The sequence below is a fragment of the Winogradskyella maritima genome, from assembly GCF_042650215.1.
In the GTDB taxonomy this organism is placed as follows: Bacteria; Bacteroidota; Bacteroidia; order Flavobacteriales; family Flavobacteriaceae; genus Winogradskyella; species Winogradskyella maritima.
The window spans coordinates 76,751-99,440 of sequence record NZ_JBHSAT010000001.1 but is presented as its reverse complement, the minus strand read 5'-3'; the positions used below and the strand labels follow the sequence as shown (position 1 = coordinate 99,440).

The window sequence follows — 22,690 nt, the reverse complement described above, 5'->3', positions numbered from 1 at the left end:
ATTACAAAATACTAGTATCATCTAATGCATCTTTTTCAATTAGCGTAACTGCTTTTTGAAGAATTAGGTTGTTGGGATAGGTGACTAAATCGCCGTCATCCAATCTTAAATGCAGTTGAAAGGCACGGATGTCTTCAATGATACCTTTTATCGGAAAATCTTTATCATGAATTGCAATTTTGTCACCTACCTTATACGGAAAACTAAAAAACATAATTATCCCTGAAGTGACATTGCTCAGAATAGACCAAATAGCAAACAAACCAATACCGATAACGGCAAATACAGAGGAAAATACGACTGATATCTCATCGATTTTCACACCCCAAATAATCATTTCTACAAGTATGGCAAGAAGAATTAGGGTTACAGTGGCGTAACGTCCCATTAATGATGCTCGAGCCTCTGTGGAACCACTACGACGACCAATACGTTTAACAGTAATGACAATGATAGTACGTATGATGATTAAAATCAGAACTAGAATAGCGGTGTAGATGAGCTCTGCTTTGTAGTCTGAAAAAAATGTAGACATAGTTAGTTGGTTTGTCTAACAAATATAATTCAGAATAGTTATGGATTTACTTCAAACCCAAAGTTTGTCTCAAACCTTCATCTTCAGTGCCATTTTTGCCCCAATAGGCCGATTTAATAAGTTTTAGTTTTGTAGCCTTGGTCGTCATTTCTTTGGCATTATCGCCGTAACCTTCCTTATAGGTTTCGGACCAACCTTCCACCTCATAAGGAAATTCTGGATTGAAATCGATAGATAAACTACGATTAAGATTTGGGTAGGTGATGGTGTAATTACCTTCGGATAAGACTGCATTGGCCTTAAAGGCCTTAAAGTCCACATGTTTCATGCGGATGTATTCCAATGCCGGAATCATTTCAAAATCTCCCGTCGGAAGCGTCTTTGGGTCTAAACGTAGTTGGGTCCAAACTTCGTTTTCGAGATAAGTTTTGGTCAGACTTAGATTCTGGTCAGCTTCGCCTTGAAAGTAGGAGTGTGATACAATTTCAAAATCATCCCGATTGTTGAGTTGGGCATAGACTTGTCCGCACCATTCCTGCATGGAGGCCACCGCCTTTATGGCATGCTGGTTATTAGCAACAGGGAAAAATGTACTCTGCATGATTCTATAGGGATAAATACCCGTTACGAAGTTCTTTGTCGCATTCAATTTTAAAATGGGAATATTTGCCTTGTCATAGTTGTCCGCTTTCACTTGTACATTCGGCAGAAAATCTTCCGTGACATAAATTAAAACGGCTTCGCCATCCCGTAATTCGCCATAACGAGCCTGCTCTAATTTATAGGATGTAATTTCCGCTTCACCCGCATACCAATAACTTTTAAAATCGCTGTGTAAGGCTTTTGCAGGAGGCAGTTCGGCTTTTACGGACTCGGATTGAGCAATGTCTTTTGAGGTTTTGGTTCCCTTCTCTTTGGTTTCGCATGAGAATAATGCTATTACCATTAAAGAAGCCAGGATTGATTTAAGGACTATGTTGGTTTTCATACATCGAATTTTCCTTAAAATTACGATGCAAGCACTAGTCCACCATACTATTTAACGTTTCGTAAAGAAGATGCGTTGGTAAGCCAACAACGTTGTTGTAAGAGCCTTCTACGCTTAAAATGGCAATGGCTCCAATCCATTCCTGTATGCCATAAGACCCTGCTTTATCCAAAGGTTGTGCCATTGAAATGTAGTGTTTTATGGCTTCGTCGGAAATAGGTCTAAAAGTCACTTTAGTCACCGTATTCTTTACGATTTGCCGTTCGGTGGTGCTCATACAAATAGAGGTCACCACTTCATGCGTATCATCACTAAGCCGTTTAATCATATCGAAGGCATCTTGCTCATCTTTCGGTTTGCCTAAAGCTTCACCTTTATGCCAAACAATGGTATCGCTGGTGATGAGAATATCGTTTGGTTTTAATTCATTTTGAAAAGGTTCCGCCTTCAATTGTGCTAAGAAATCGGTAATCTCTTCTTTTTGAAGGTCTGGCGGGTAGATTTCGTCAACGGGTTTTAATCGAATCTCAAAATCTAAAGCCATCAACTTTAAAAACGCATGACGTCTTGGTGATGCCGAAGCGAGGATTAGGTTGTAATCTTTAAGCTTTTCGTTTAACAGCATTATATGATGAATTGATAGAGAAGAAGCGATAAAATCCCCGTCAACATTACGATTTTAAGGATTGTGCTAATGTGTTTGTAGTCCGATTTTTTTTCCGCCGAAAATAATTTCAGGCTCACGTAAATCAACGGTGCAATTACTGCGATAAGGAAGTAGACGACGGCTTCCGTTTGTTTATACAGATTGTTAATCACATAAAAAACAATAACCAATAACGGAATCAGCGATAGGATAAAAACCACTTTTGTGGCACGCTCACGACCCACAACTATCGGTAGGGATTGAACGCCAACTTTATGGTCGCCGTTCACATCTTCAATATCTTTTACCAATTCGCGTAACAGATTTATCATAAATGCAAACACAGCGTAATCGCGAATTAGAATAAAAAAGAACAGTTGAACTTCTCTATTGGTATCTGTTATCATCGGCAACAAATCATAGAGCCCGACAATTATTAAACTAAAAGCAACAAGCAGGGAGACGACAACATTTCCGGCCAAAAGAATACTCTTTAAATAGGTAGAATAGAGGTAAAGTAAGCCCGAAATAATCACGAATAGCGCGAAAAATCCGGTTTGATTGATAGAAAACGATATATAGTAACCCAACCCAACACCAATCACATTTAGAATGATAAATAAGTTTGAAGCTGTTTTTTCAGATATGGATTTCCCGACAATGACTTTTTCTGGTTTATTAATCAAATCAGCTTCCACATCTTGGATATCATTGATAATATAACCCGCACCAGCAATGCAAAGTGTAGCTAAAATCAGAACCGCCAAACCAATAGGTTCTAATGCTGTTTCAACACCGTAAGAGGCTTCAAAAGGTTCTAATAAAGCATATTTTATAAGGACCTGTGCCAGAGCGATGAGTAGTAAATTCTTCCAGCGGATAAGATTTAAAAAAGCCATGCAGTGAGTTTAGGGTTAGTCGTGCTTCGCATCAAAATTACCATTCCATTTCCCTTGTACTTTCATGACTTGCTCAATGACGTCTCGGACACAGCCTTTACCACCGTTCTTGTGGGATACGTATATGGAATTCGCTTTTGCTTCAGCCACCGCGTCTTGCGGACAGCAGGGCAAACCAACTTTTTTTAATGCAGGAACGTCAGGCACATCATCGCCCATATACAAGACTTCCGAAGCATCTAAATTGTACTTTTCCATAAACTCCGAAAGCTGTACCGTTTTATTATGTGCACCCAAATAAATGTCCTTAATACCTACTCCTGATAAGCGCTTGCGAACGCCTTCGTTGGAACCTCCAGAAATGATGCACAAATGGTAACCAGCATCAACTGCCGATTTCAACCCAAATCCATCTTTAACATTCATAGTGCGTAACAATTCGCCTTCTGTAGTGATGATTATGGTGCCGTCGGTTAAGACGCCGTCGACATCAAAAACCAAAGCTTTTATGTGGTTGAGTTTTTCTTTATAACTGATTTCTCCCATTAGTTCTTAGGTTTGGTTCGTTTGCGCTCCACAATGCCGTGGGTTCGTTTTATGGAATCGGTCATGAGTTGGTAAATGGCTTTATGTTCATCACTTTCCAACTGTTTTAAATGCCGTTTTATGGTTTTTTTATCGTTGCGTTTAGCAGGTCCTGTTTGTGCCATGTAAGGCGACATGTCTTCAATCTTACGCGCCGTTTCTTGGATGAGCGGTTTCAGTATTTCGAAATTAATACTCTTTGCATCAGAGATTTCATGGGCGATTCGATATAACTGATTCGAAAAATTATTGACAAAAACAGCAGACAAATGAAGCGTTTGCCGTTGCTCCGTATTGATTTTATAGATTTTGCTCCCCAAGGCTTCACCCAACGATTTTAAAAGAGCCAATTTCCCCTTCGATTCCGATTCAATACAAACAGGAACATTATTGAAATCAACATCAGCTTCCGACGAAAATGTCTGCAAAGGATAGAACACGCCTCGGGTATTTTTCTTGTCCAAATCGTGGATATTCACACTTCCCGAAGTATGTACCACAAATCTATTTTCAAATGGCAAGATTTGTGATAAGGAGGCTACAGCATCATCACTGACTGCCAAAATATAGACATCGGCCTCCTTCAATTGGCTCAAATCGTCAATGACCTCGGTCTCATTTTGAAAGGACTTTATAGCATCAAACGTTCGGTTATACCATTGTTGAACCACAACGGCATTGCTCTTGGTAAACTGTTTGTATAAATGGGTGGCGACATTGCCCGCACCTAAAATCGCAATCTTAATCATATCGCTAAAATAATAAGAATTACAGCCAACAAAAGCGAAGGGAAATATTTATTTAGCTTTACGCTATGGGAAAACGGGATATTCAAAATCGGGATGATATCTACAATTTAGTCTCGCAGTTTTACGGACGTGTTCGTAAGGACGATGATTTAGGACCCATTTTCAATGCTGTCATTGAAGATTGGGAAGCGCATTTTGAGCATTTGACTACGTTTTGGGAATCGAGCTTATTTCTTCAGACCAAATATTATGGTGACCCATTAAAAGCACATATTAAGGTTGATGAACAAACCAACAATCAAATTTCTGAACGCCATTTTGGAATTTGGATGAATCTCTGGTTTAAAACCATTGACGAGCTTTTTGAAGGCGACGTTGCCCAAAATGCCAAACATCGCGCTCAAAAAATGAGTACTTTTCTTTATTTGAAAATTTTTGAAGCACGTTTGAAGCGTAAATAAGCACCTTTCCATTTCTTCAGTTTTTATATTTGCGTTTGCTTAGTGTGAAGTCTTTAGTGTAAAGTGTAGAGTCAAGCTAGCTCTGCTTTGCGCCTTCTTACCTTTGTGAGATTATCTTCATAAATGCGCAAATACATGAAAATCAACAGAATAAATAATAACAATAAATAATAAAGAATAGAAATGAAACTATTTCAAGAATTTAAGGAGTTTGCGGTAAAAGGAAACATGATAGACATGGCCATTGGTATCATCATCGGTGCGTCATTCAACAAGGTCATCGATGTATTGGCTAAAAAAGTATTGTTGCCACCACTATCATTTATGGCAGATACTGGTGCTTTAGAAAATCAAAAATACATTCTTCAGCCAGCTGTGACGGATGCTTCGGGCAAAGTAATTACGGAAGAGGTTGCGGTCGCTTATGGCTTGCTAATTCAGGTGTTCATTGATTTTCTAATTATCGCCTTAACCGTATTTATCGTTGTGAAATTTATGAACCGTTTAAAGAAAAAGGCAGAAGACAGCAAGGATACTACAGTTCAAACACCGAAAAATATAGAATTGCTCTCCGATATGCGCGAGTTGATGGAACAGCAAAACGAATTGCTTAAAAACAACCTTAAAGAAGCCTCATAAACTCTTAATTTTTCAGTAGGAATTTTAACACCAATTGCGACTGTTTTTTAGGGCAAAAAGCGGACAAAATAGCCTATCTTTGCACGAGCTAAATTGAAGCCTTGTCGCTATGCAAAAGAAAATCGCAAATTTCTTATTTTCTACTCGTTTAACTGGCGTTTTATTTATTGTTTTTGCCGTAGCCATGGCCGTTGGGACGCTCCTCGACCGCAACATGGATACCTCGCCAACGCCATTTACCAGAACGTATATTTACAATGCTTGGTGGTTTGAAGCGATTATGGCTGTTTTCGTGATTAATTTCGTTGGGAATATTTTCAGATACCGATTATTACGAAAGGAAAAATGGGCGACGCTCATTCTGCATTTGTCGTTCATTTTTATATTGCTTGGTGCTTTTATTACACGATATGTGGGTTACGAAGGCATGATGGCCATCCGTGAAGGGCAGACTGAAAACACTTTCCTATCGACTGAAACCTTTATCCATGGTCGTATAGTTGGAGACCACCAAATAAACGGCCAGACCGTACAACGCAATTTTGAAGAAAAAGTTGATTTTTCAGAGCGTTTAGATAATGATTTTGAAGAGACCATCGATTACGGTGAAACACCTGTGACTTTCAGAGTAAAAGAATTCATTCGAGGTGCGGAAAAGGATATCATTCCTTCCGATACGGGTGAATCCTATCTAAAGATTGTTGAAGCAGGCGAGGGCAGACCACACAACCATTTTTTAAAGGATGGCGAAGTGCAAAGTTTGCATAACATTCTTATTTCCTTGAATAAGGAGGTGGATGGCGCTATCAATATCACCAATACAGAAGATGGAATTTTTATAAAATCCCCATACGAAGGTGAATACTTAACCATGGCGACACGTGCCAAAGGCACATTGGTAAAAGACAGTTTACAGCGTTTGGCCTTACGTTCACGTTACATTATCGCAAATTTAACGATGGTATTCCCAAAGCCTGTTGTTAAAGGAGAATTCGGTGTGGTTAAAAAATCGAACATCCTTAAGAATGACGAAGACGGAATTATCCTTGAAGTGTCTGCCAATGGCGAATCCAAAGACGTTAATCTTGTTGGAGGCAAGGGCACCTTTAATCTTCCTGAAGACGTCAATGTCGGTGGTTTGGATATAACTGTAAACTATGGTGCCAAGTTATTGGAAATTCCTTTCAGTATAAAATTGAACGATTTTATTGCCGAGCGTCAGCCAGGGACGGAACGCGTTTATAAAGCCTACGAAAGCAAAGTCACGGTAGTGGACGAAGAGCAAGGCGATTTTGATTATCGTATTTACATGAATAACATTCTCGACCACAGGGGTTATCGCTTTTTTCAATCGAGTTTTGAGCCAGACGAGTTAACCACCATTCTGTCTGTAAATCATGATAAATGGGGGACATTGATTACGTATGCGGGCTATTTTCTATTGTATTTCGGATTAATGGCGATTCTTTTTGCGAGACATACGCGCTTTGATGATTTAAGAAAGATGCTCGAAAAAATAAAGACGAAAAAATCAAAATTAGTTACCGGATTATTTCTTGTTTTGGGTCTTTCGGGCTTTGCACAGCATACCCCTAATGATGGTCATGGACTTTCAGATTTACCAAGTCAAGAACAATTAGATTCCATTTTAAGAGCGAATATTGCACCAAAGGAGCACGCCGATAAATTCGGGAAGGTGGTTATTCAAGATATATCTGGACGGATGATGCCGATGAATACTTTTGCGTCGGAAGTACTCAGAAAACTATCAAAAAGTGATACCTACGAAGACTTGGATGCCAATCAGGTCTTGCTATCCATGCAAGAAAGTCCACAGTTGTGGTACAATATGCCTATCATTTATCTGAAACTGAAAAAAGGAGATTCCATAAGAACCCTAATCGGCGTGGACAAAGATGTGAAGTACACTAAGTTTTCAGATTATTTTACCTCATTGGGCGAATACAAATTGTCACCTTATTTAGAAAGTGCCTACAAAGCCCAAATCCCGAATGGGTTTCAGAAAGAAATTAAGGAAACCGACCAGCGCGTTACGCTATTGTATAATGTGGTTGAAGGCCAAGCGATGCGTATATTCCCAGTACCGGGAGATGAGAACAACAAATGGATTTCGTCTGATGATTTTAGACGAGACGGCTATCGTGAACAGATATCGGATTCACTCTACGGTAATTTTATAAATAATGGTTTTAGTGCTTATCTCATTACCTTAAACGAGGCCAAGAAGACCGGGGATTTCACCACTGCTAATACCATGCTGAATGGTTTTAAGAACATTCAAGAAAAATACGGAAGCGAAGTGATGCTAAGCGATGAAAAGATAGAGACGGAGATTCTATATAATAAGTATGATATTTTCAAGAGGCTTTTCAGTTGGTATATGTATGCCGGCACGCTGTTGTTTGTTTTGCTTATCGTTCAAATTTTTAAGTATAGAAGTCGAGGTTTAAAAATAACCATCAACGTCTTTGTGGGTATTATCATTTTCTTATTTGTACTTCATACGGCTGGGCTTATTGCCCGTTGGTACATTGCAGGTCATGCCCCTTGGAGTGATGCTTACGAGTCTATGATTTATGTGGCTTGGGCAACGATGTTGTTTGGCTTTATAATTGGTATGAGTAAAAATGATAGTAAGATTCATAAAAATGATTATGCAGGTATAGTATTGTCATTTTTACGTAAGCGAAAAAATTCTAACCTTACTATTGCTTCTGGTGCTTTTGTAACCTCAATGATACTAATGATTGCCCATTGGAATTGGATGGACCCAGCCATTGCCAATCTACAACCGGTATTAGATAGCTATTGGTTAATGATCCATGTCGCAGTAATTGTTGCTAGTTATGGCCCTTTTACGTTGTCTATGATACTTGGTGCAGTGTCTTTATTACTCATGATTATGACAACAAGTAAAAATAAAGATCATATTTCGTTAAGCCTAAAGGAATTAACAGTCATTAACGAAATGTCAATGACCGTTGGGTTGGTGATGCTCACCATCGGAAATTTTTTAGGCGGTATGTGGGCCAATGAAAGTTGGGGACGCTATTGGGGTTGGGATCCTAAAGAAACTTGGGCTTTGATTAGTATTATGGTTTATGCATTTGTCATCCACATGCGTTTAATTCCTGGGTTACGTAGTCGTTGGTTTTTCAACTTAATGGCTATTGTTGCTTTTGGCAGTATTTTAATGACCTATTTTGGTGTAAACTTTTATTTGTCCGGCCTACATAGTTATGCCAGTGGAGACCAAATTATAAGTTTTCAATTTATAGGCATCGCTTGTGTACTAGTTGCTCTTCTTGGTTTCTTTGCTTACAGGAAATATAAGCGGTATTATTAGGATGTATGTTCAGAGATTAATTCACGATTAATTTTTGAATTTCAGATTTTGAATTTGTAGTGATTTTCAAAAAGTACAATCCGGATTGAATATCCTTCAATTCTAATTTGTAGTCAGAAGCAAATAATCTGTAACGTTCTAAAATCTTTTTTCCATTTAAATCATAAAGCGAAATATCATATTCGTTTTTAAGATTTGAAAATTCAATACTTACGGATTCAGATTTTGTTGGATTAGGGTATAGCCTGAAGGTTGATTGACGTCTAGGAGTGGTAGATAGAGTAATATTGGCTTCTAAATAATCTGGGATACCACTACCATCTATATCATCGTCGGTTGGGTCTCCGTTGCCGTTGTGGTCTTCGTTGATAGTTAAAATAGTATCATTATCGTCATCGCTATCTAGTCTGTTAGTGATTCCATCTAAGTCAGAATCGTAGTCTAATTCTTTTTCGTCAGTAACACCGTCATTATCCGTATCCTCATCTGAGCAATCTTTCAAACAAAATTCGCGAGTTATATAGGTCAAACTCTGATTTGTCGCGGTGTTTTTGATTTTATAGTATAATTCAGGAGAGTTACCCGTTAAAGTGTAGATGTTGCTTATTTCGTTAGTTTCATTGGTAGCATCAATATTGTTCAAATAGAACGCTCGATAAATATCGGTTTCTGAAGCGTTGCAATAAAGATTATAAGCTTCATTAAAATGATTGATGCTGAACCAAGGTGTGTAGTCGTACAAATCAATGACTTCTTGACCGTCGTCATTAATATCACATACTATAATTGCAGATCCACAGAAGGGGTCTGTAAGGCCAGGAGGGGGTGGAGTCGTTGTATCACATTGAGTTAATCCTTGTGGGTGAGATGGTATTACAATACAAGCTGTATAAAAAATTTGGATTTCGGAAACAGCGTAGGCGGTAACGTCCAAAGTTTTGGAGACTCTTGCATAAATGGAATGGTTATCAGTTATTGGTTGATAAAACTGATTTAATTCATTAGTTTGATTATTCGCATCTGTTATGGTCGGATAATATTTCACCGAAACATCATTCTGAAAGCCTATAATTATTCGTTCTTTCTTTGAGAGATCTAGACAATTTACATCGCCATCGGCAACGTAATGTTTAACTCTGTAATCCGTTGGATAGGCCAAAACTTGAGCCTGCGTGTAGCAAAATGATAGGCTTATAAGTATCAGGAAAGAATAGAAATGTTTCATTCTTATTTAATTGGTTTAAAATCTAATCTAAAACAAATGAAAAAATAAGTTTAATTAAATCGTTTAATTACATTAAAAGAAGGCAAAGTACTTACTAAATGTTAATGAATGATGTGCAAGCGCAATTTTGATTTCTGATTGGGACAAGGTATTATAAAATTAAAACGACACCTTCTTTTTTTATTTCAGCACATATTCAAACTGATGACATAGTGCTTGTGTAATTGTTTTTAACTAATTTTAACACTTACCAACCTAGTTATACATGAATTTTTTGAAAAAAATTGGTTTTGCAGATGCCTTTATGTTAGGGCTTTGCATTGTCATTATTCTAGTTGCAGAATATTTATTTCTAACAGGAGACCATGACCACGGCTTATTTATCGGGCTTTGGGCGCCAACATTATTGGGCTTTATGATTTTCCTTAAACTCGTTCGACATGGAGGCAGATGATATTGTATTTTGGTTTTCCATTGTAGTAGCAGGTCTTGTGGCGTTGTGGGCGGTGTTTATGATTCGTGCTTACAATAATGCAGGAAAAAACGAGTAGTTTCTGTTTGAAGTTTTACGACTTTATCTTCAATACTCCATATTGAATTAAATAGTACTTTTAAGCCATTCAACAATGGCAACCAACCTTACCATAAAAAAACTTTGGATGTATTTCCGACAAGCTGTGTCTGGGAAGCATCAGGACTTTACCTCGGGCAGTATCCGTAAAGCTGTATTTATGCTTTCTGTTCCCATGATTTTGGAAATGCTGATGGAGTCCATCTTCGCGGTGGTTGATATCTTTTACGTATCCCAAGTCAGTGTCAATGCTGTTGCGACTATTGGCTTAACTGAATCCGTAATCACCTTGGTTTATGCTGTCGCCATAGGTTTAAGTATGGCGGCAACGGCAGTAGTTGCTAGGAGAATCGGCGAAAAAGATAAGGAAGGTGCCTCTCGGGCTGCGGTTCAGGTCATTTTTCTCGGTGTTTTGGTGTCCGTAGTCATTAGCGCCGTAGGTATCTTATATCCCAAAGAGATCTTGGGACTTATGGGAGGTTCGCCCGATTTAATTGAAGAAGGTTATGGGTATACCAAAGTGCTCTTGGCGGGTAACTTGACCATAATGCTGTTGTTTTTAATAAATTCAATATTTAGAGGCGCAGGTGATGCCTCCATTGCCATGTGGACCCTGATTTTATCTAACGGGCTCAATATTATTCTTGACCCCATATTTATTTTTGGAATGGGTCCAGTTCCTGAATTTGGTGTAGAAGGCGCCGCTATTGCTACCACGATCGGTCGAGGCTCGGCGGTTGTATTCCAACTATTGGTGTTGTTTTTTGGTTGGAGCCGTATTAAAATCGGGTTTAGAGATTTGGTTTTTAGAACGCAGGTGATGCTGAATTTGATAAAGATTTCCCTTGGTGGAATCGGACAGTTTATCATCGGAACATCGTCATGGGTATTTCTAATGCGTATTATGAGCGAATTTGGAAGCGAAGTGTTGGCGGGTTATACCATTGCCATACGCGTAGTAATGTTCACTTTAATGCCAGCTTGGGGCATGAGCAATGCCGCTGCCACTTTGGTCGGACAAAATCTGGGTGCAAAAAATCCTGAGCGTGCTGAGAAGTCTGTATGGAAAACCGGGAAATACAGCGCCATTTTTATGGGAATTGTCTCACTAGCTTATTTACTCTTTGCAGAACAGATTATTATGTTGTTTAGTACTGTTCCAGACGTCATTAAAAACGGTGCTTTATGTCTCAGAATTATAGCTTTGGGATACGTGGCTTATGCTTATGGAATGGTGGCTATAAATTCCTTTAATGGGGCAGGAGATACCAAAACACCAACCTGGATTAATTTTATTTGCTTTTGGATGATTCAATTGCCGTTAGCTTATGTTACGGCCATTTATTTAGATTTTGGCCCTGTTGGCGTTTTTAGTGCTATCACTTTTGCTGAAATCCTCATTGCCATTATTGGTATTTATTGGTTTAGAAAAGGTCATTGGAAATCCGTAGATGTCTAGGTAAAAGTGCAGACATTTCCCTAATTTTAGACTTTAATTAAAATTGAACATGGAAAAGGACAAAATAGGATTAAATACCATTTGCACGCATGTTGGTGAAATAAAGGACGAACAGTTTAAAGGGGCTGTCTCGCCGATGTATTTAAGCTCATCCTATGAGTTTCTCGATGTCGACGTAAAGCGATATCCTAGATATTTCAACACACCAAACCAAGAACATCTTTCTAAAAAAATAGCAGCTTTAGAAAATGCCGAAAGTGCTATGATTTTTGGATCAGGGATGGCGGCAATCAGTCACATGTTTTTGGCGTTTTTGCAATCCGGCGATCATTTGGTGGTTCAGAATACCTTATACGGCGGAACCGTGAATTTTATCAAGGAAGAATTTCCAAAATATGGTATTGAGTATACCTTTACCAATGGTTATACGGTTGAAGATTTTGAAAATGCTATTCAACCTAATACAAAATTGATTCATATTGAAACGCCGTCAAATCCATTGCTAACCATTACTAATATAAAAGCTGTGGCAGAAATGGCAAAGGCGAAAGAGATTTTAACCTCTATAGATAATACATTTGCGTCACCTGTGAATCAGAATCCGTTAGATTTAGGAATAGATATGGTGATGCATTCAGCAACCAAATATTTTGGTGGGCATAGTGACATTTGTGCAGGAGCGGTTGCTTCAAAAGAAGAACATATGGAACGCATTTGGAACGTATCCAAAAACCTAGGAGGAAGTCTGAGTGATATGACCGTTTGGCTATTGGAGCGTAGTATGAAAACCATGGGTCTACGTGTTAAAGCCCAAACAGCGAATGCTATGGAAATGGCCACGTGGCTAGATGATCATGCCGATGTCTCTAAAGTTTATTATCCTGGATTACCTTCTCATCCTGAGCACGATTTAGCCAAATCACAGATGAAAGGTTTTGGAGCCATGCTGTCTTTTGAATTACGAGAAGGTTTGAATTCTTACCGATTTCAGAAAGCGCTTAAATTGATAAAATCCTCCATGAGTTTGGCAGGTATTGAAAGTACAGTGATTTCACCGCATTTAACCTCACATGCACTTTTAACTGAAGAAGAACGAAAAGCAGTTGGGATCAGTGATCAACTCATCCGTTTTTCTGTTGGAATAGAGGAGGCAAAAGATTTAAAACAAGATATTGATACGGCTATCGCCGCAATAAAATAAACGTATGAAACTAGATATTTTAGCGATTGGGGCGCATCCTGATGATGTAGAATTGGGTTGTGGTGCTACAATTGCAAAAGAAATTTCAAAAGGACGAAAGGTTGGTATTCTCGATTTAACCCGAGGCGAATTGGGAACTCGAGGTTCAGCAGAAATTAGGGATGAGGAAGCCGCCAATGCGGCGAAAATTCTTGGTGTTTCTGTACGAGAAAACCTGGCTTTTGCGGATGGTTTCTTTGTCAATGATAAAGCCCATAAGTTAGAAATCATTAAAATCATAAGACGTTATCGTCCTGAAATTGTGCTTTGCAATGCCGTTGACGACCGCCACATTGACCATGGGAAAGGTAGCAAATTAGCGAGTGATGCTTGTTTTTTAAGTGGCTTACGGCGAATTGAAACTGAAGATATTGGTCAAATGCAAAACGAATGGAGACCTCAATTCGTGTACCATTATATTCAATGGAAAGATTTGAAGCCTGATGTCGTCGTTGATGTTTCTGGCTATATGGATAAAAAAGTGGAAGCGATTATGGCCTACGCCTCACAATTTTACGATCCAGATAGTAATGAGCCAGAAACACCAATTTCCAGTAAAAACTTTGCCGATAGCTTAGACTATCGCGCGCGAAACTTTGGTAGGCTTGTAGGCGTGGAGCATGCGGAGGGATTTACGGTAGAGCGTTATCCTGCTGTAGATAGTTTGTTCGACTTAAAATAAGTTAAAATCCTTTTGCAAAACCTAGGAATTAATTTAAATTTGCACTCCTAATAAATGGTGGTTGTAGCTCAGCTGGTTAGAGCGTCGGTTTGTGGTACCGAAAGTCGCCGGTTCGAACCCGGTCTTCCACCCCAAGACGATTGGCGAAGCCAATGTCTTGGTGCTGACCGAAGCGTCAGTACCACTTTCATCAAAAGACCTGTCTCCTATGAGATGGGTCTTTTTGTTTATTATAGTTCTTTTGTGGCATATTATACTTACATCATTTACTCTCGATCACGAGATCTCTACTATAAAGGAAGTACAAGCAATTTCCCAAAGCGTTTAAAGTACCATAATTCAGAGAAAAACAAAGATTTCACATCCTCGGGACGACCATGGATCGAAGTTTTGGTTATAGAAAAGCTATCGAAGAACGAAGCCTACCTTTTAGAAATGAAGTTGAAGAACTTAAACAGACAGCGACTTGAAGCTTTCATAAAGAAATATAGTCCCAAATAAAAAAATTATTTTGAGAGACGAATGGCGAAGCCAATGTCAAAAGGCTGATTAGAATATCAGGCTTATTAGACTTAAAACCTGTCTTTTCGGACAGGTTTTTTTATTTGCTCAATTATTGATGAAACACCCCTAAAGACCCCTCAAGGGGACAATAGTTTTATTGAGCATGATTAACAAAATTTAAACTCAGAGTTTTCATGAAAATTATAAATAATCAATTTTTTGATTGGTGTTAATTTCAGGGTTGTCCCCTTGAGGGAACTTTAGGGGTGTTAGGCATGAGGTTCTTAAACATAAAAAAGGTCTTTCATGATTGAAAGACCTTTTTTATTAATAAAGAATAAATAATAGTAAATAGTATTCTTTACTCCGCTTTATCAACCACAATTCGTTCTGGTCTGTTAGCTACTTCCCAAGCCGTATGGAATACTAAACGGGTTCTGTTTTCTAGTAAATCATATTCAATCTTATCTGGTGTATCACTTGGTCGGTGATAGTCATCATGCGTTCCATTGAAATAGAATATCACCGGAATGTTGTTTTTCGCAAAGTTGTAGTGATCTGATCGGTAGTAAAAACGGTTAGGGTCATTTTCATCATTATAGGTGTAGTCTAATTCTACCTTAGCATACTTCTCATTGACTTCTTCAGAAATGTTGTGTAATTCTGTACTTAATTTATCACTTCCGATTAAATATATGTAGTTTCTCTCACCTTCTGTTCGCTTTGGATCAATGCGACCAATCATATCAATGTTGAAATCAGCAACCGTATCTTCCAGCGGGAAAATAGGATCCATATCCGTATAATATCTTGAGCCTAATAGTCCTTTTTCTTCGCCCGTAACATGAAGAAATAATACAGAGCGCTTTGGACCATGACCATCTTTTTGCGCCATTTTAAAGGCTTCGGCAATTTCTAAGATGGCGATAGTACCAGATCCATCATCATCTGCACCGTTATAAACCTCACCATTTTTAATGCCTTCATGATCTAAATGTGCAGAGATCACAACCACTTCATCAGGTTTTTCAGAACCTTTGATGTAAGCTACCACGTTTTCAGACATGATAGACTCAGTTTCGTTTATGGCCGATAATTTTAACTCCGTTTTTAAATCTTTGGCTTTATCGTCGGTCATAATGTCTTTGTATAAGGCTTTGCCTAATTTTTCATTTATCATAAGCATGGCCATATCTGGCTCATTACTTTTTAGACTTAATCGACCAGTAGCTCCAGATTCAGCTTGTGCTTTAAAATAAGGTGCATAACGGCCAAATAATGTTTCGTCCATTAAAATCAATGCTTTTGCACCGTGCTCTTTAGCAGCATCTCGTTTGGAGGATAATGACTGTCTGCCGTTTGTCCATTTTGTGTCTTCAGCTGTCCCAGAAGTCACATAATTACCATTAGCATCCTTTGGTTCACCAGCTTTGACTAAAACGACTTTCCCTTTTACATCAAGATCTGTATAATCTGAATAGTTGTCAGCATCTATACCATAACCAGCGTATTTGATTTCATCTATAGACAAATCTAAATTTTCAGACAGACGCAATACAATATGGTCTTCAAAGGCATTGTAAGCCATGCCGTTTACTGAAATTGTTGCCTGAGCGGCCTTTTGTTTTTCTAGCGGTACTTCTTGAAAATAGTCATCGCCAGACAACGGCGTATCAATACCCATAGCAATATATTGTTGCTTTAAGTATTCCACTGCCATTTTCTGACCTTTTTCCCCGGTTTCTCGACCTTCAAATTCGTCAGAGGCATATTTATATAACATTTCTTTTAATTCGTCTTGGGTAATTGAATCGCTGTAATCTGCTGAGGTTTTCGGCGTTTTAACTACATCATTAGCTGTTTGCGAAGAACCGCAACCTACTAATAAGGCACCAACGGCAACTAGGCTAAATAATCGTTTCATAAAATGAGTTTTAAGATGAATTGGAAACGGTTTTTACCGCTACCAAAATTAGAAGTCTAAAAGTAAGCAATTAGCCGTCAATAGGGGATTTCAAGAAAATTCTTTAACAATTTTTAACACTAAAGCAGTTCTGCTTTGAGGCGTTCGTCGGCGTTTGCTAAATACCAAGCCGTTACAAAGATGAGATCAGCTCTTTTTTTCAATAAGCCAAAGTTGATTTTATCGGCAGTATCCGTTGGCTTGGTATAATCTTCATGCTCACCATTAAAGAAAAATACAACAGGAATACCTTTTAGCGCAAAATTATAATGGTCGCTTCGACTGTAGTAGCGATTGACGTCGTTAGGGTCATTGTAGGTATAGTCTAAGTCGAGATTCACAAATTCCTCATTGGCTTTTTTCGTGATGAAATCAAGCTCCGTACTTATACGGTCGGCACCAATAACATAGACATAATTAGGGTTGTTTTTATGTCTTGGATCTACACGACCAATCATATCCGTGTTTAACGCCGCCACCGTGTTTTCTAATGGAAATACGGGATTATTGGCGTAATATCTCGACCCATAAAGCCCGATTTCCTCAGCAGTAACATGTAAAAAGACAATGCTTCGTTTTGGCGCATAGCCTTCATCAGTGGCTTTTTTAAAAGCTTCTGCCATTTCTAATACAGCGGAAGTTCCGGAACCGTTATCGTCAGCACCGTTATAAATTTCGCCATCTATGACACCTTCATGGTCGGAATGTGCCGTGATGAATACATACTCATCAGGATATAGGCTCCCTTCAATGTAGGCAATGATGTTTTGGGAATCGTTGATATTATCAGGTAAGTCGGCTTTTGGAATTTTCTGGTAATAATCTGGTAGAAGGTTAGGCGCTTTCACATTCAAACTATCATAATAACTTCGGATGTATTCACAAACCGCATTGTGTCCCGGTTCGCCCGTCATACGGCCCTGATACTTTTCTGAAGCGATTTCTTCAAGATGCATTTTTAGGTCTTCGATATCTATTTCGGACTTAAAACGCTCAATAGCCTCTTTATCTTCATAGATTATGGAATTTTCAAGCTGTTCCACCTTTTCGCTGTGGCGCATCGTTGCACACGAGCCAACAAGGGTTAATACGGATAGAACAAGAAATTTCATGACTTCAAAATTAAAGCCGTAAAAATAACGAAAATGCTTACATGGTCGGTAAAATCAATTCAGGATTAAAAATCGCTATCGTCAATTTCTATGTCCTCAATGTCTAAATCTTCCAAAAGGTCTTTGGAATCTTCAACGGATTCTTCATCGCGTTGTTCCAATTCTTCTACATCGCCAACCACAGTTTCTGTAAACACACCTTTATAGATGGTCACGGAAATGGCAATTATGGAAAGTAGAAAAATATACTGAATGGATTTAGACTTAAACCCTTTCTTTTTTGAAAGCCAAAGTAATCCCAATCCGCACAAAAATGCTAAGATGACTGGAAAAACAGCTAACTTATTCAACGGTGTTACTGCTAGAATCACAGCAAAAATGGCCGAAATAAATCCTAGAATGATGAGTAGTCGTTTCATGTCTTTAGTTTTTTAATCCTGAAGCTGATGTAATCTTTAATTCACCATTCCCTACAGGAATCTTGAATTTTGCATACACCGGAATCTTATTCGCATCAGCAGTTAGCCAAATCAAGTTGTTGTTGCTTCCCTTTAAAACGTCCGAACCAGAAACCGAAATGGCCAATTTGTAGCAAGATTTACTTCCTATAGCTGTAGAAATAGTTTCCTTACCAACCATTCTCACATTGACGGTTTTTACTTCATTGTCAAAAATCACCTTGAATGACGACGAATCGCCGGCACTTGCCTTATCGATATCCAAATTTCTAATATGGTATAAGGTTGAGACCAAATCGCGCGTAGCGCTACTTACAGGTAATTGTTTTTTCTCTTCCCAAAATTCGCCTTTACCATTTTTTTTGCGCTTTAAGCTTTCAACCGAGTTATTCTTTCTGTTGAATTTATACTGCATAAATTTATAGTAACCACCCTCGTCAATATCTCTTTTATAGAGGTAAGGCGTCAAGTATTTTGGACTCACATAGCTTTCATATAAATCCCTAATCTTAAAGAAACTGTCCCATTTGCTGAAGGTAGCGGCCGAGCACTTTAAACGTAACAATGTGGCTTTGGAAGTCTTCACTTCAGAAGTTTCCATTTTAACTTGGGCAATGTCCGTCATAAGGCCAGACATATTATAAGAAGCGGTAAAAACCAACTTTTCGTTTGAGCCAATGGCTTTATTTTGTGCATAACCGTGAAAGGTTGCTAAACAAAAAAGTACTAATAGGAGTCGTTGCATGTGATTGTAGTTTTGCTTATAACGTCTATACGAACATTTATTGTGCCGAAAATACAATGCGCCGTAAAAACTGCCAAAGATATTATGAGACCTTTGGCAAATGCTTTAACATTAGTATTGAATCAGCACTTATAACTATCTTTATTGAATGACATTTGAAGAAAATCAATACACTCTAATGAGATTATCCACACACACCAGCAGAATTATAATTTTATTTCTTGCTTTTTTTGTTTTAAATTTTGAAGAACTTAAGGCACAGGACACATCCAAAGATGTATCCCAAACCATATACTTCACGTCTAATTTAGGTCTTGAAAAGAGTTCTTCATCAGACCTTATTTTGAAGGTCATTATCGACGCTTCAAAAAAAGATAAGGAAGCCACTTTTGTAGCCTTGGGTAACACAACACGAGCCAAAGGCTATCCAAAATCCAAGAAAGACCGAAAAACCGAAGAAGATTTTCTGGAAAATAACATCATGAAACCGTTAGAGGATTTTAACGGTCAGGTGATTTACATTCCAGGGAAAAACGAATGGAATAAATCTGGGCACGATGCTTTGGACGATTTGGAATCTTTTCTGCAAGACAACAGCAAGGGGAAATTTTGGCCAAACGATGGTTGCCCCATTGAGCGTGAAACCCTTAGCGATGAAGTAGAGTTGGTGATGGTAGACACACAGTGGTATTTAGAGGATTGGGATGAGCATCCGTACATCAATAATAAGTGTGAAATAAAAACCCGCGAGCAATTTTTCTTGGAGTTTAAGGATGAACTAAAGGACGAACAAAACAAAACCATTGTGGTGGCTTTGTATCACCCTATTTTGACTGAAACGCGTCAAGGTCTTATTGGTAGATTGGGTGGTTTGTCCAAGCAAGCCTACTATCATAAGGACATGAAATATTTGGTAGGCCGTTTAGAAAGTTACGCCAGCCAATTTAATGATGTCATTTTTGTATCTGGCGCCGATAGAAATCTACAATTTTTGACCGATGACGGCATTCCTCAGATTATAGCTGGAGCTAGTGGAGCAACTGAATCTGTAAAATCTGAAATAGGAAAAGGTGAATTTGCGTCGAATGATAAAGGTTTCGCTAAGTTAACCTTATATAGGGACGGAAGCTCTGATGTACAGTTGTTTTCGGTAGAAAGCGGACAGCCTTCCGAAGTCTTTTCAACCGAAATAAAATCTAAAATAGCAGGACCGAAAGACTTTCCGTACCATGAGAATTCAGATTTTGGGTCGACCTATGAATCTTCTATTTATACGAATGAAGAAGTTGATAAATCGGGCTTTTATAAATGGTTTTGGGGCGACCATTACCGCGATATCTACGGAAGAAAAATTACTGCACCGGTTCTGTTTTTGGATAGCCTTCAGAATAACGTCCGTGCCATAACCGAAGGCGGTGGTAACCAATCCCGAAGCTTACGTTTAATTGATGATAACGAAAATGAATACACCGTTCGGGAACTTCGTAAGAGCGGTGTGCGCTTTATTCAGTCGAAGATAAAAGACCACTACGTTTTAGAATATATGGACAATACGGTGGCGGAATCTATCATCCAAGATTACTATACAACGTCACATCCTTACGCTCAGTTTGCTGTAAACGAGTTGCTGAATGCGATTGATATCCCACATGCCAATCCAAAGATTGTGTACTTGCCAAAGCAGAAGCGTTTGGGACGATTTAACGAGAATTATGGTGACAAACTGTATATGATTGAAGAGCATGTCGGTGATGAAAACAAGGATTTTGAAACTTTCGGAAAGGCAGATGATATCATCAGTACCAAAGATATGTTGTTGGAATTACAGGAAGACAAGGATGCCCGCATAGATGAAGATTTGTACCTGCGTGCGCGTTTATTTGATATGTTGATTGGTGATTGGGACCGCCACGAAGACCAATGGCGTTGGGCCTTGCACAAGCAAGAAGACGGTACGGAATTGTATAAACCAATCCCGCGAGACCGCGACCAAGCCTTCCCAATCTATGATGGTGTGTTCCCTGCAATTTTAAAAGCCGTGTCGCCCTTGGCCAGAAACATGCAGAGCTATTCGCAAGAGATTGACAACATAAAAACGTTCAACAATGCTGTTTTCTACTTGGATAAAACCTTTATCAACCGTGCGAGTTGGAATGACTGGAAAACGCAGGTGGAATACCTTCAGAATAATTTAACCGACGATGTCATTGATTCGGCATTTGCAAACCTCTTAGCAGATACCAAGGACGATACTACCGAACGCATCAAAGAACTGATGAAGCAAAGGCGCTCCAACATGATGCAGATTGCTATGGATTATTACGAATTCTTTAAAGAGCACGAAGTGATTGTCGCTACAACGAAAGACAATATTATTAATATAGAACGTCTTCCTAACGGGAAAACCAAAGTTAGCATGACCCATAAGGATAAGCCTCATTTTGAAAATACTTATGACAAATCCGAAACCAAAGAAATCTGGATTTATGCGCTAGACGGCGATGATGAAATCACAGTAAGGGGAGAAGGTGATGACTACATTAAATTAAAGATTTTTGGTGGCGAGGAAAATGATATTTACGATATTGAGAACAATAGGGCAGTAAAAGTGTACGATTATAAATCGAAGAAAAACACTTTCAAGAATCCCGTCAGTAAGATGCTAACAGATTCTTACGACATCAATAATTACGACCCGCAAAAGCGAAAGTATACGGAGAATGTTAGTCTTCCGGCAGTTGGTTTTGACCCAGATGCCGGATTAAATTTTGGGATAAAAAATACGTATACGAGATACGATTTATTGCGTAATCCGTTTTCATCGCAACATAACTTAGGATTTTTTTACTATGGAGCAACACAAGGAACTGAGTTTACCTATTATGGCGAATTTGCCCACGTATTTTACAATTGGAATTTAGGATTGGATGCCAGAGTAACGAGTGCCAATTTTGCTGTTAACTTTTTCGGGATTGGTAACGACACACAATATGATGGGGATACGGATGATTTAGATTTTAATCGTGTTAAGATTAGTCAATGGCACGTGCAACCGTCATTAATTTATAAAACTGATGGCAATGTCGATGCCCATATCGCAGGACGTATTGAAGCGCATGATGTGCAAGATGATGACAACGGCTTTGCAGAGCAATTTTTTGATGCCAATGATGATGTGTTTGAACGACAAATTTATGTCGGTGGGGAAGTGGGCATTAATTTTAATAATAAGGAAAGCTTATTGGCTATACCAAGACGCGGTATTGAATTGGGTGTTGTAGCGGGATATAAACAAAATACAGATAGTGATTTTGGGAATAAATTTGGTTATGTGACGCCAACAGCATCATTTATTTATCCAATCCATGATAGTGGACTGGCGACCATAGCCACAAAAGTTCAGGCCGATTTTAGATTTGGCGATGATTATGAATTTTACCATGCGGTCACAGTAGGTGGGAACAACAGTTTAAGAGGTTTTAGAAATGACCGTTTTTTAGGAAAATCTTCGTTCTTTCAAACAACGGATTTACGATTGTGTCTCGCCGAAGTCCGCACAGGCTTTGTGCCCTTACGATTAGGGGTTACGGGCGGTTATGATTTAGGTCGTGTGTGGACGGATAATGATAACTCCGACCAATGGCACAGCAGTTATGGTGGTTCCTTTTATGTTAATGGGTTTCAGGCGCTGACATTGAATATTGGATACTATACAAGTAGTGAGGATGACCGTATTATTTTCACGGCTGGGTTTCGATTCTAATTAAATATGGTCTAAACTATGACTACTTTTCGATTTCACTCATTTGAAATTTATCGTAAATTGTCAATCATTAACTGTCTTAAGTCAGATATTCAATTT

20 protein-coding genes and 1 tRNA gene are annotated in these 22,690 nt (G+C 38.6%); 10 read left to right on the top strand and 11 right to left on the bottom strand.

The window, feature by feature from the left end; translation table 11 throughout:
- Nucleotide 1: 1 nt before the first annotated feature.
- The 6 genes from ACFOSX_RS00415 to ACFOSX_RS00390 are packed head-to-tail and all read right to left on the bottom strand — an operon-like array spanning nt 2 to nt 4,402.
- A complete protein-coding gene (locus ACFOSX_RS00415; protein ID WP_386095891.1) occupies nt 2-535 on the bottom strand; it encodes a mechanosensitive ion channel domain-containing protein in 534 nt (177 codons plus the stop codon).
- Between the two features lie 46 nt (nt 536-581).
- A complete protein-coding gene (locus ACFOSX_RS00410; protein ID WP_386095889.1) occupies nt 582-1,523 on the bottom strand; it encodes a septum formation inhibitor Maf in 942 nt (313 codons plus the stop codon).
- A 34-nt stretch (nt 1,524-1,557) separates the two neighbouring features.
- Complete coding sequence (locus ACFOSX_RS00405; RefSeq protein WP_386095983.1) at nt 1,558-2,145, bottom strand: Maf family nucleotide pyrophosphatase; 588 nt, start codon at nt 2,143-2,145, stop codon at nt 1,558-1,560.
- A 2-nt stretch (nt 2,146-2,147) separates the two neighbouring features.
- A complete protein-coding gene (locus ACFOSX_RS00400) occupies nt 2,148-3,068 on the bottom strand; it encodes a geranylgeranylglycerol-phosphate geranylgeranyltransferase (RefSeq protein WP_386095887.1) in 921 nt (306 codons plus the stop codon).
- 15 nt (nt 3,069-3,083) lie between these two features.
- Complete coding sequence (locus tag ACFOSX_RS00395) at nt 3,084-3,614, bottom strand: KdsC family phosphatase (RefSeq protein WP_386095885.1); 531 nt, start codon at nt 3,612-3,614, stop codon at nt 3,084-3,086.
- Entirely contained in the window at nt 3,614-4,402 is a 789-nt protein-coding gene (locus ACFOSX_RS00390; protein WP_386095884.1) for a Rossmann-like and DUF2520 domain-containing protein, read from the bottom strand. The genes ACFOSX_RS00395 and ACFOSX_RS00390 overlap by 1 nt, the downstream gene beginning before the upstream one ends.
- A 65-nt stretch (nt 4,403-4,467) precedes the next feature.
- Here ACFOSX_RS00390 and ACFOSX_RS00385 point away from each other — a divergent pair, with 65 nt between their 5' ends.
- From ACFOSX_RS00385 to ccsA, 3 genes are all read left to right on the top strand, one after another.
- Nucleotides 4,468-4,863, top strand: coding sequence for a group III truncated hemoglobin (locus ACFOSX_RS00385; protein WP_386095882.1), 396 nt, complete (start codon nt 4,468-4,470; stop codon nt 4,861-4,863).
- Between the two features lie 183 nt (nt 4,864-5,046).
- A complete protein-coding gene (gene mscL / locus ACFOSX_RS00380; RefSeq protein WP_386095880.1) occupies nt 5,047-5,502 on the top strand; it encodes a large conductance mechanosensitive channel protein MscL in 456 nt (151 codons plus the stop codon).
- Between the two features lie 109 nt (nt 5,503-5,611).
- Nucleotides 5,612-8,869 carry a cytochrome c biogenesis protein CcsA gene (gene ccsA / locus ACFOSX_RS00375; protein WP_386095878.1) on the top strand — a complete coding sequence of 1,086 codons (3,258 nt, stop codon included), beginning with the start codon at nt 5,612-5,614 and terminating at the stop codon, nt 8,867-8,869.
- Between the two features lie 16 nt (nt 8,870-8,885).
- Here the strand turns inward: ccsA and ACFOSX_RS00370 are convergent, their stop codons facing one another.
- On the bottom strand, nt 8,886-10,094 hold the full coding sequence (locus ACFOSX_RS00370; RefSeq protein WP_386095876.1) for a T9SS type A sorting domain-containing protein: 1,209 nt from the start codon (nt 10,092-10,094) through the stop codon (nt 8,886-8,888).
- 265 nt (nt 10,095-10,359) lie between these two features.
- Here ACFOSX_RS00370 and ACFOSX_RS00365 point away from each other — a divergent pair, with 265 nt between their 5' ends.
- The 6 genes from ACFOSX_RS00365 to ACFOSX_RS00340 all read left to right on the top strand — a co-directional run bounded on the left by ACFOSX_RS00365 (nt 10,360) and on the right by ACFOSX_RS00340 (nt 14,547).
- A complete protein-coding gene (locus ACFOSX_RS00365) occupies nt 10,360-10,548 on the top strand; it encodes a hypothetical protein (protein WP_386095874.1) in 189 nt (62 codons plus the stop codon).
- A gap of 172 nt (nt 10,549-10,720) precedes the next feature.
- Nucleotides 10,721-12,124, top strand: coding sequence for an MATE family efflux transporter (locus ACFOSX_RS00360; RefSeq protein WP_386095872.1), 1,404 nt, complete (start codon nt 10,721-10,723; stop codon nt 12,122-12,124).
- Nucleotides 12,125-12,173: 49 nt separating this feature from the next.
- Nucleotides 12,174-13,325: a trans-sulfuration enzyme family protein gene (locus tag ACFOSX_RS00355; RefSeq protein WP_386095870.1), complete on the top strand. Its 1,152-nt coding sequence runs from the start codon at nt 12,174-12,176 to the stop codon at nt 13,323-13,325.
- A gap of 4 nt (nt 13,326-13,329) precedes the next feature.
- The gene (gene bshB1, locus ACFOSX_RS00350; RefSeq protein WP_386095869.1) at nt 13,330-14,046 is read left to right on the top strand and encodes a bacillithiol biosynthesis deacetylase BshB1; all 717 of its coding nucleotides are present in this window, start codon (nt 13,330-13,332) and stop codon (nt 14,044-14,046) included.
- A gap of 57 nt (nt 14,047-14,103) precedes the next feature.
- Nucleotides 14,104-14,180: transfer RNA gene (locus tag ACFOSX_RS00345), tRNA-His, on the top strand.
- A 79-nt stretch (nt 14,181-14,259) separates the two neighbouring features.
- On the top strand, nt 14,260-14,547 hold the full coding sequence (locus tag ACFOSX_RS00340; RefSeq protein WP_386095867.1) for a GIY-YIG nuclease family protein: 288 nt from the start codon (nt 14,260-14,262) through the stop codon (nt 14,545-14,547).
- A 364-nt stretch (nt 14,548-14,911) separates the two neighbouring features.
- Here the strand turns inward: ACFOSX_RS00340 and ACFOSX_RS00335 are convergent, their stop codons facing one another.
- The 4 genes from ACFOSX_RS00335 to ACFOSX_RS00320 form a co-directional block, all read right to left on the bottom strand.
- A complete protein-coding gene (locus ACFOSX_RS00335) occupies nt 14,912-16,474 on the bottom strand; it encodes a M28 family metallopeptidase (RefSeq protein WP_386095865.1) in 1,563 nt (520 codons plus the stop codon).
- A gap of 119 nt (nt 16,475-16,593) precedes the next feature.
- Nucleotides 16,594-17,625, bottom strand: coding sequence for a M28 family metallopeptidase (locus ACFOSX_RS00330; protein ID WP_386095863.1), 1,032 nt, complete (start codon nt 17,623-17,625; stop codon nt 16,594-16,596).
- 65 nt (nt 17,626-17,690) lie between these two features.
- The gene (locus tag ACFOSX_RS00325) at nt 17,691-18,044 is read right to left on the bottom strand and encodes an FUSC family protein (RefSeq protein ID WP_386095861.1); all 354 of its coding nucleotides are present in this window, start codon (nt 18,042-18,044) and stop codon (nt 17,691-17,693) included.
- A gap of 4 nt (nt 18,045-18,048) precedes the next feature.
- On the bottom strand, nt 18,049-18,828 hold the full coding sequence (locus ACFOSX_RS00320; RefSeq protein WP_386095859.1) for a DUF3108 domain-containing protein: 780 nt from the start codon (nt 18,826-18,828) through the stop codon (nt 18,049-18,051).
- Between the two features lie 178 nt (nt 18,829-19,006).
- On the opposite strand from ACFOSX_RS00320, the gene ACFOSX_RS00315 reads away from it, so the two are divergent.
- Entirely contained in the window at nt 19,007-22,591 is a 3,585-nt protein-coding gene (locus tag ACFOSX_RS00315) for a metallophosphatase (protein ID WP_386095857.1), read from the top strand.
- Nucleotides 22,592-22,690: the final 99 nt, after the last annotated feature.

Excerpts from the sequence above, each read along its gene's own strand:
- ACFOSX_RS00415 (WP_386095891.1), bottom strand. The coding sequence starts at position 535 with ATGTCTACATTTTTTTCAGACTACAAAGCAGAGCTCATCTACACCGCT.
- ACFOSX_RS00410 (WP_386095889.1), bottom strand. The coding sequence starts at position 1,523 with ATGAAAACCAACATAGTCCTTAAATCAATCCTGGCTTCTTTAATGGTA.
- ACFOSX_RS00400 (WP_386095887.1), bottom strand. The coding sequence starts at position 3,068 with ATGGCTTTTTTAAATCTTATCCGCTGGAAGAATTTACTACTCATCGCT.
- ACFOSX_RS00395 (WP_386095885.1), bottom strand. The coding sequence starts at position 3,614 with ATGGGAGAAATCAGTTATAAAGAAAAACTCAACCACATAAAAGCTTTG.
- ACFOSX_RS00390 (WP_386095884.1), bottom strand. The coding sequence starts at position 4,402 with ATGATTAAGATTGCGATTTTAGGTGCGGGCAATGTCGCCACCCATTTA.
- ACFOSX_RS00385 (WP_386095882.1), top strand. The coding sequence starts at position 4,468 with ATGGGAAAACGGGATATTCAAAATCGGGATGATATCTACAATTTAGTC.
- mscL (WP_386095880.1), top strand. The coding sequence starts at position 5,047 with ATGAAACTATTTCAAGAATTTAAGGAGTTTGCGGTAAAAGGAAACATG.
- ccsA (WP_386095878.1), top strand. The coding sequence starts at position 5,612 with ATGCAAAAGAAAATCGCAAATTTCTTATTTTCTACTCGTTTAACTGGC.
- ACFOSX_RS00370 (WP_386095876.1), bottom strand. The coding sequence starts at position 10,094 with ATGAAACATTTCTATTCTTTCCTGATACTTATAAGCCTATCATTTTGC.
- ACFOSX_RS00365 (WP_386095874.1), top strand. The coding sequence starts at position 10,360 with ATGAATTTTTTGAAAAAAATTGGTTTTGCAGATGCCTTTATGTTAGGG.
- ACFOSX_RS00360 (WP_386095872.1), top strand. The coding sequence starts at position 10,721 with ATGGCAACCAACCTTACCATAAAAAAACTTTGGATGTATTTCCGACAA.
- ACFOSX_RS00355 (WP_386095870.1), top strand. The coding sequence starts at position 12,174 with ATGGAAAAGGACAAAATAGGATTAAATACCATTTGCACGCATGTTGGT.
- bshB1 (WP_386095869.1), top strand. The coding sequence starts at position 13,330 with ATGAAACTAGATATTTTAGCGATTGGGGCGCATCCTGATGATGTAGAA.
- ACFOSX_RS00340 (WP_386095867.1), top strand. The coding sequence starts at position 14,260 with ATGGGTCTTTTTGTTTATTATAGTTCTTTTGTGGCATATTATACTTAC.
- ACFOSX_RS00335 (WP_386095865.1), bottom strand. The coding sequence starts at position 16,474 with ATGAAACGATTATTTAGCCTAGTTGCCGTTGGTGCCTTATTAGTAGGT.
- ACFOSX_RS00330 (WP_386095863.1), bottom strand. The coding sequence starts at position 17,625 with ATGAAATTTCTTGTTCTATCCGTATTAACCCTTGTTGGCTCGTGTGCA.
- ACFOSX_RS00325 (WP_386095861.1), bottom strand. The coding sequence starts at position 18,044 with ATGAAACGACTACTCATCATTCTAGGATTTATTTCGGCCATTTTTGCT.
- ACFOSX_RS00320 (WP_386095859.1), bottom strand. The coding sequence starts at position 18,828 with ATGCAACGACTCCTATTAGTACTTTTTTGTTTAGCAACCTTTCACGGT.
- ACFOSX_RS00315 (WP_386095857.1), top strand. The coding sequence starts at position 19,007 with ATGAGATTATCCACACACACCAGCAGAATTATAATTTTATTTCTTGCT.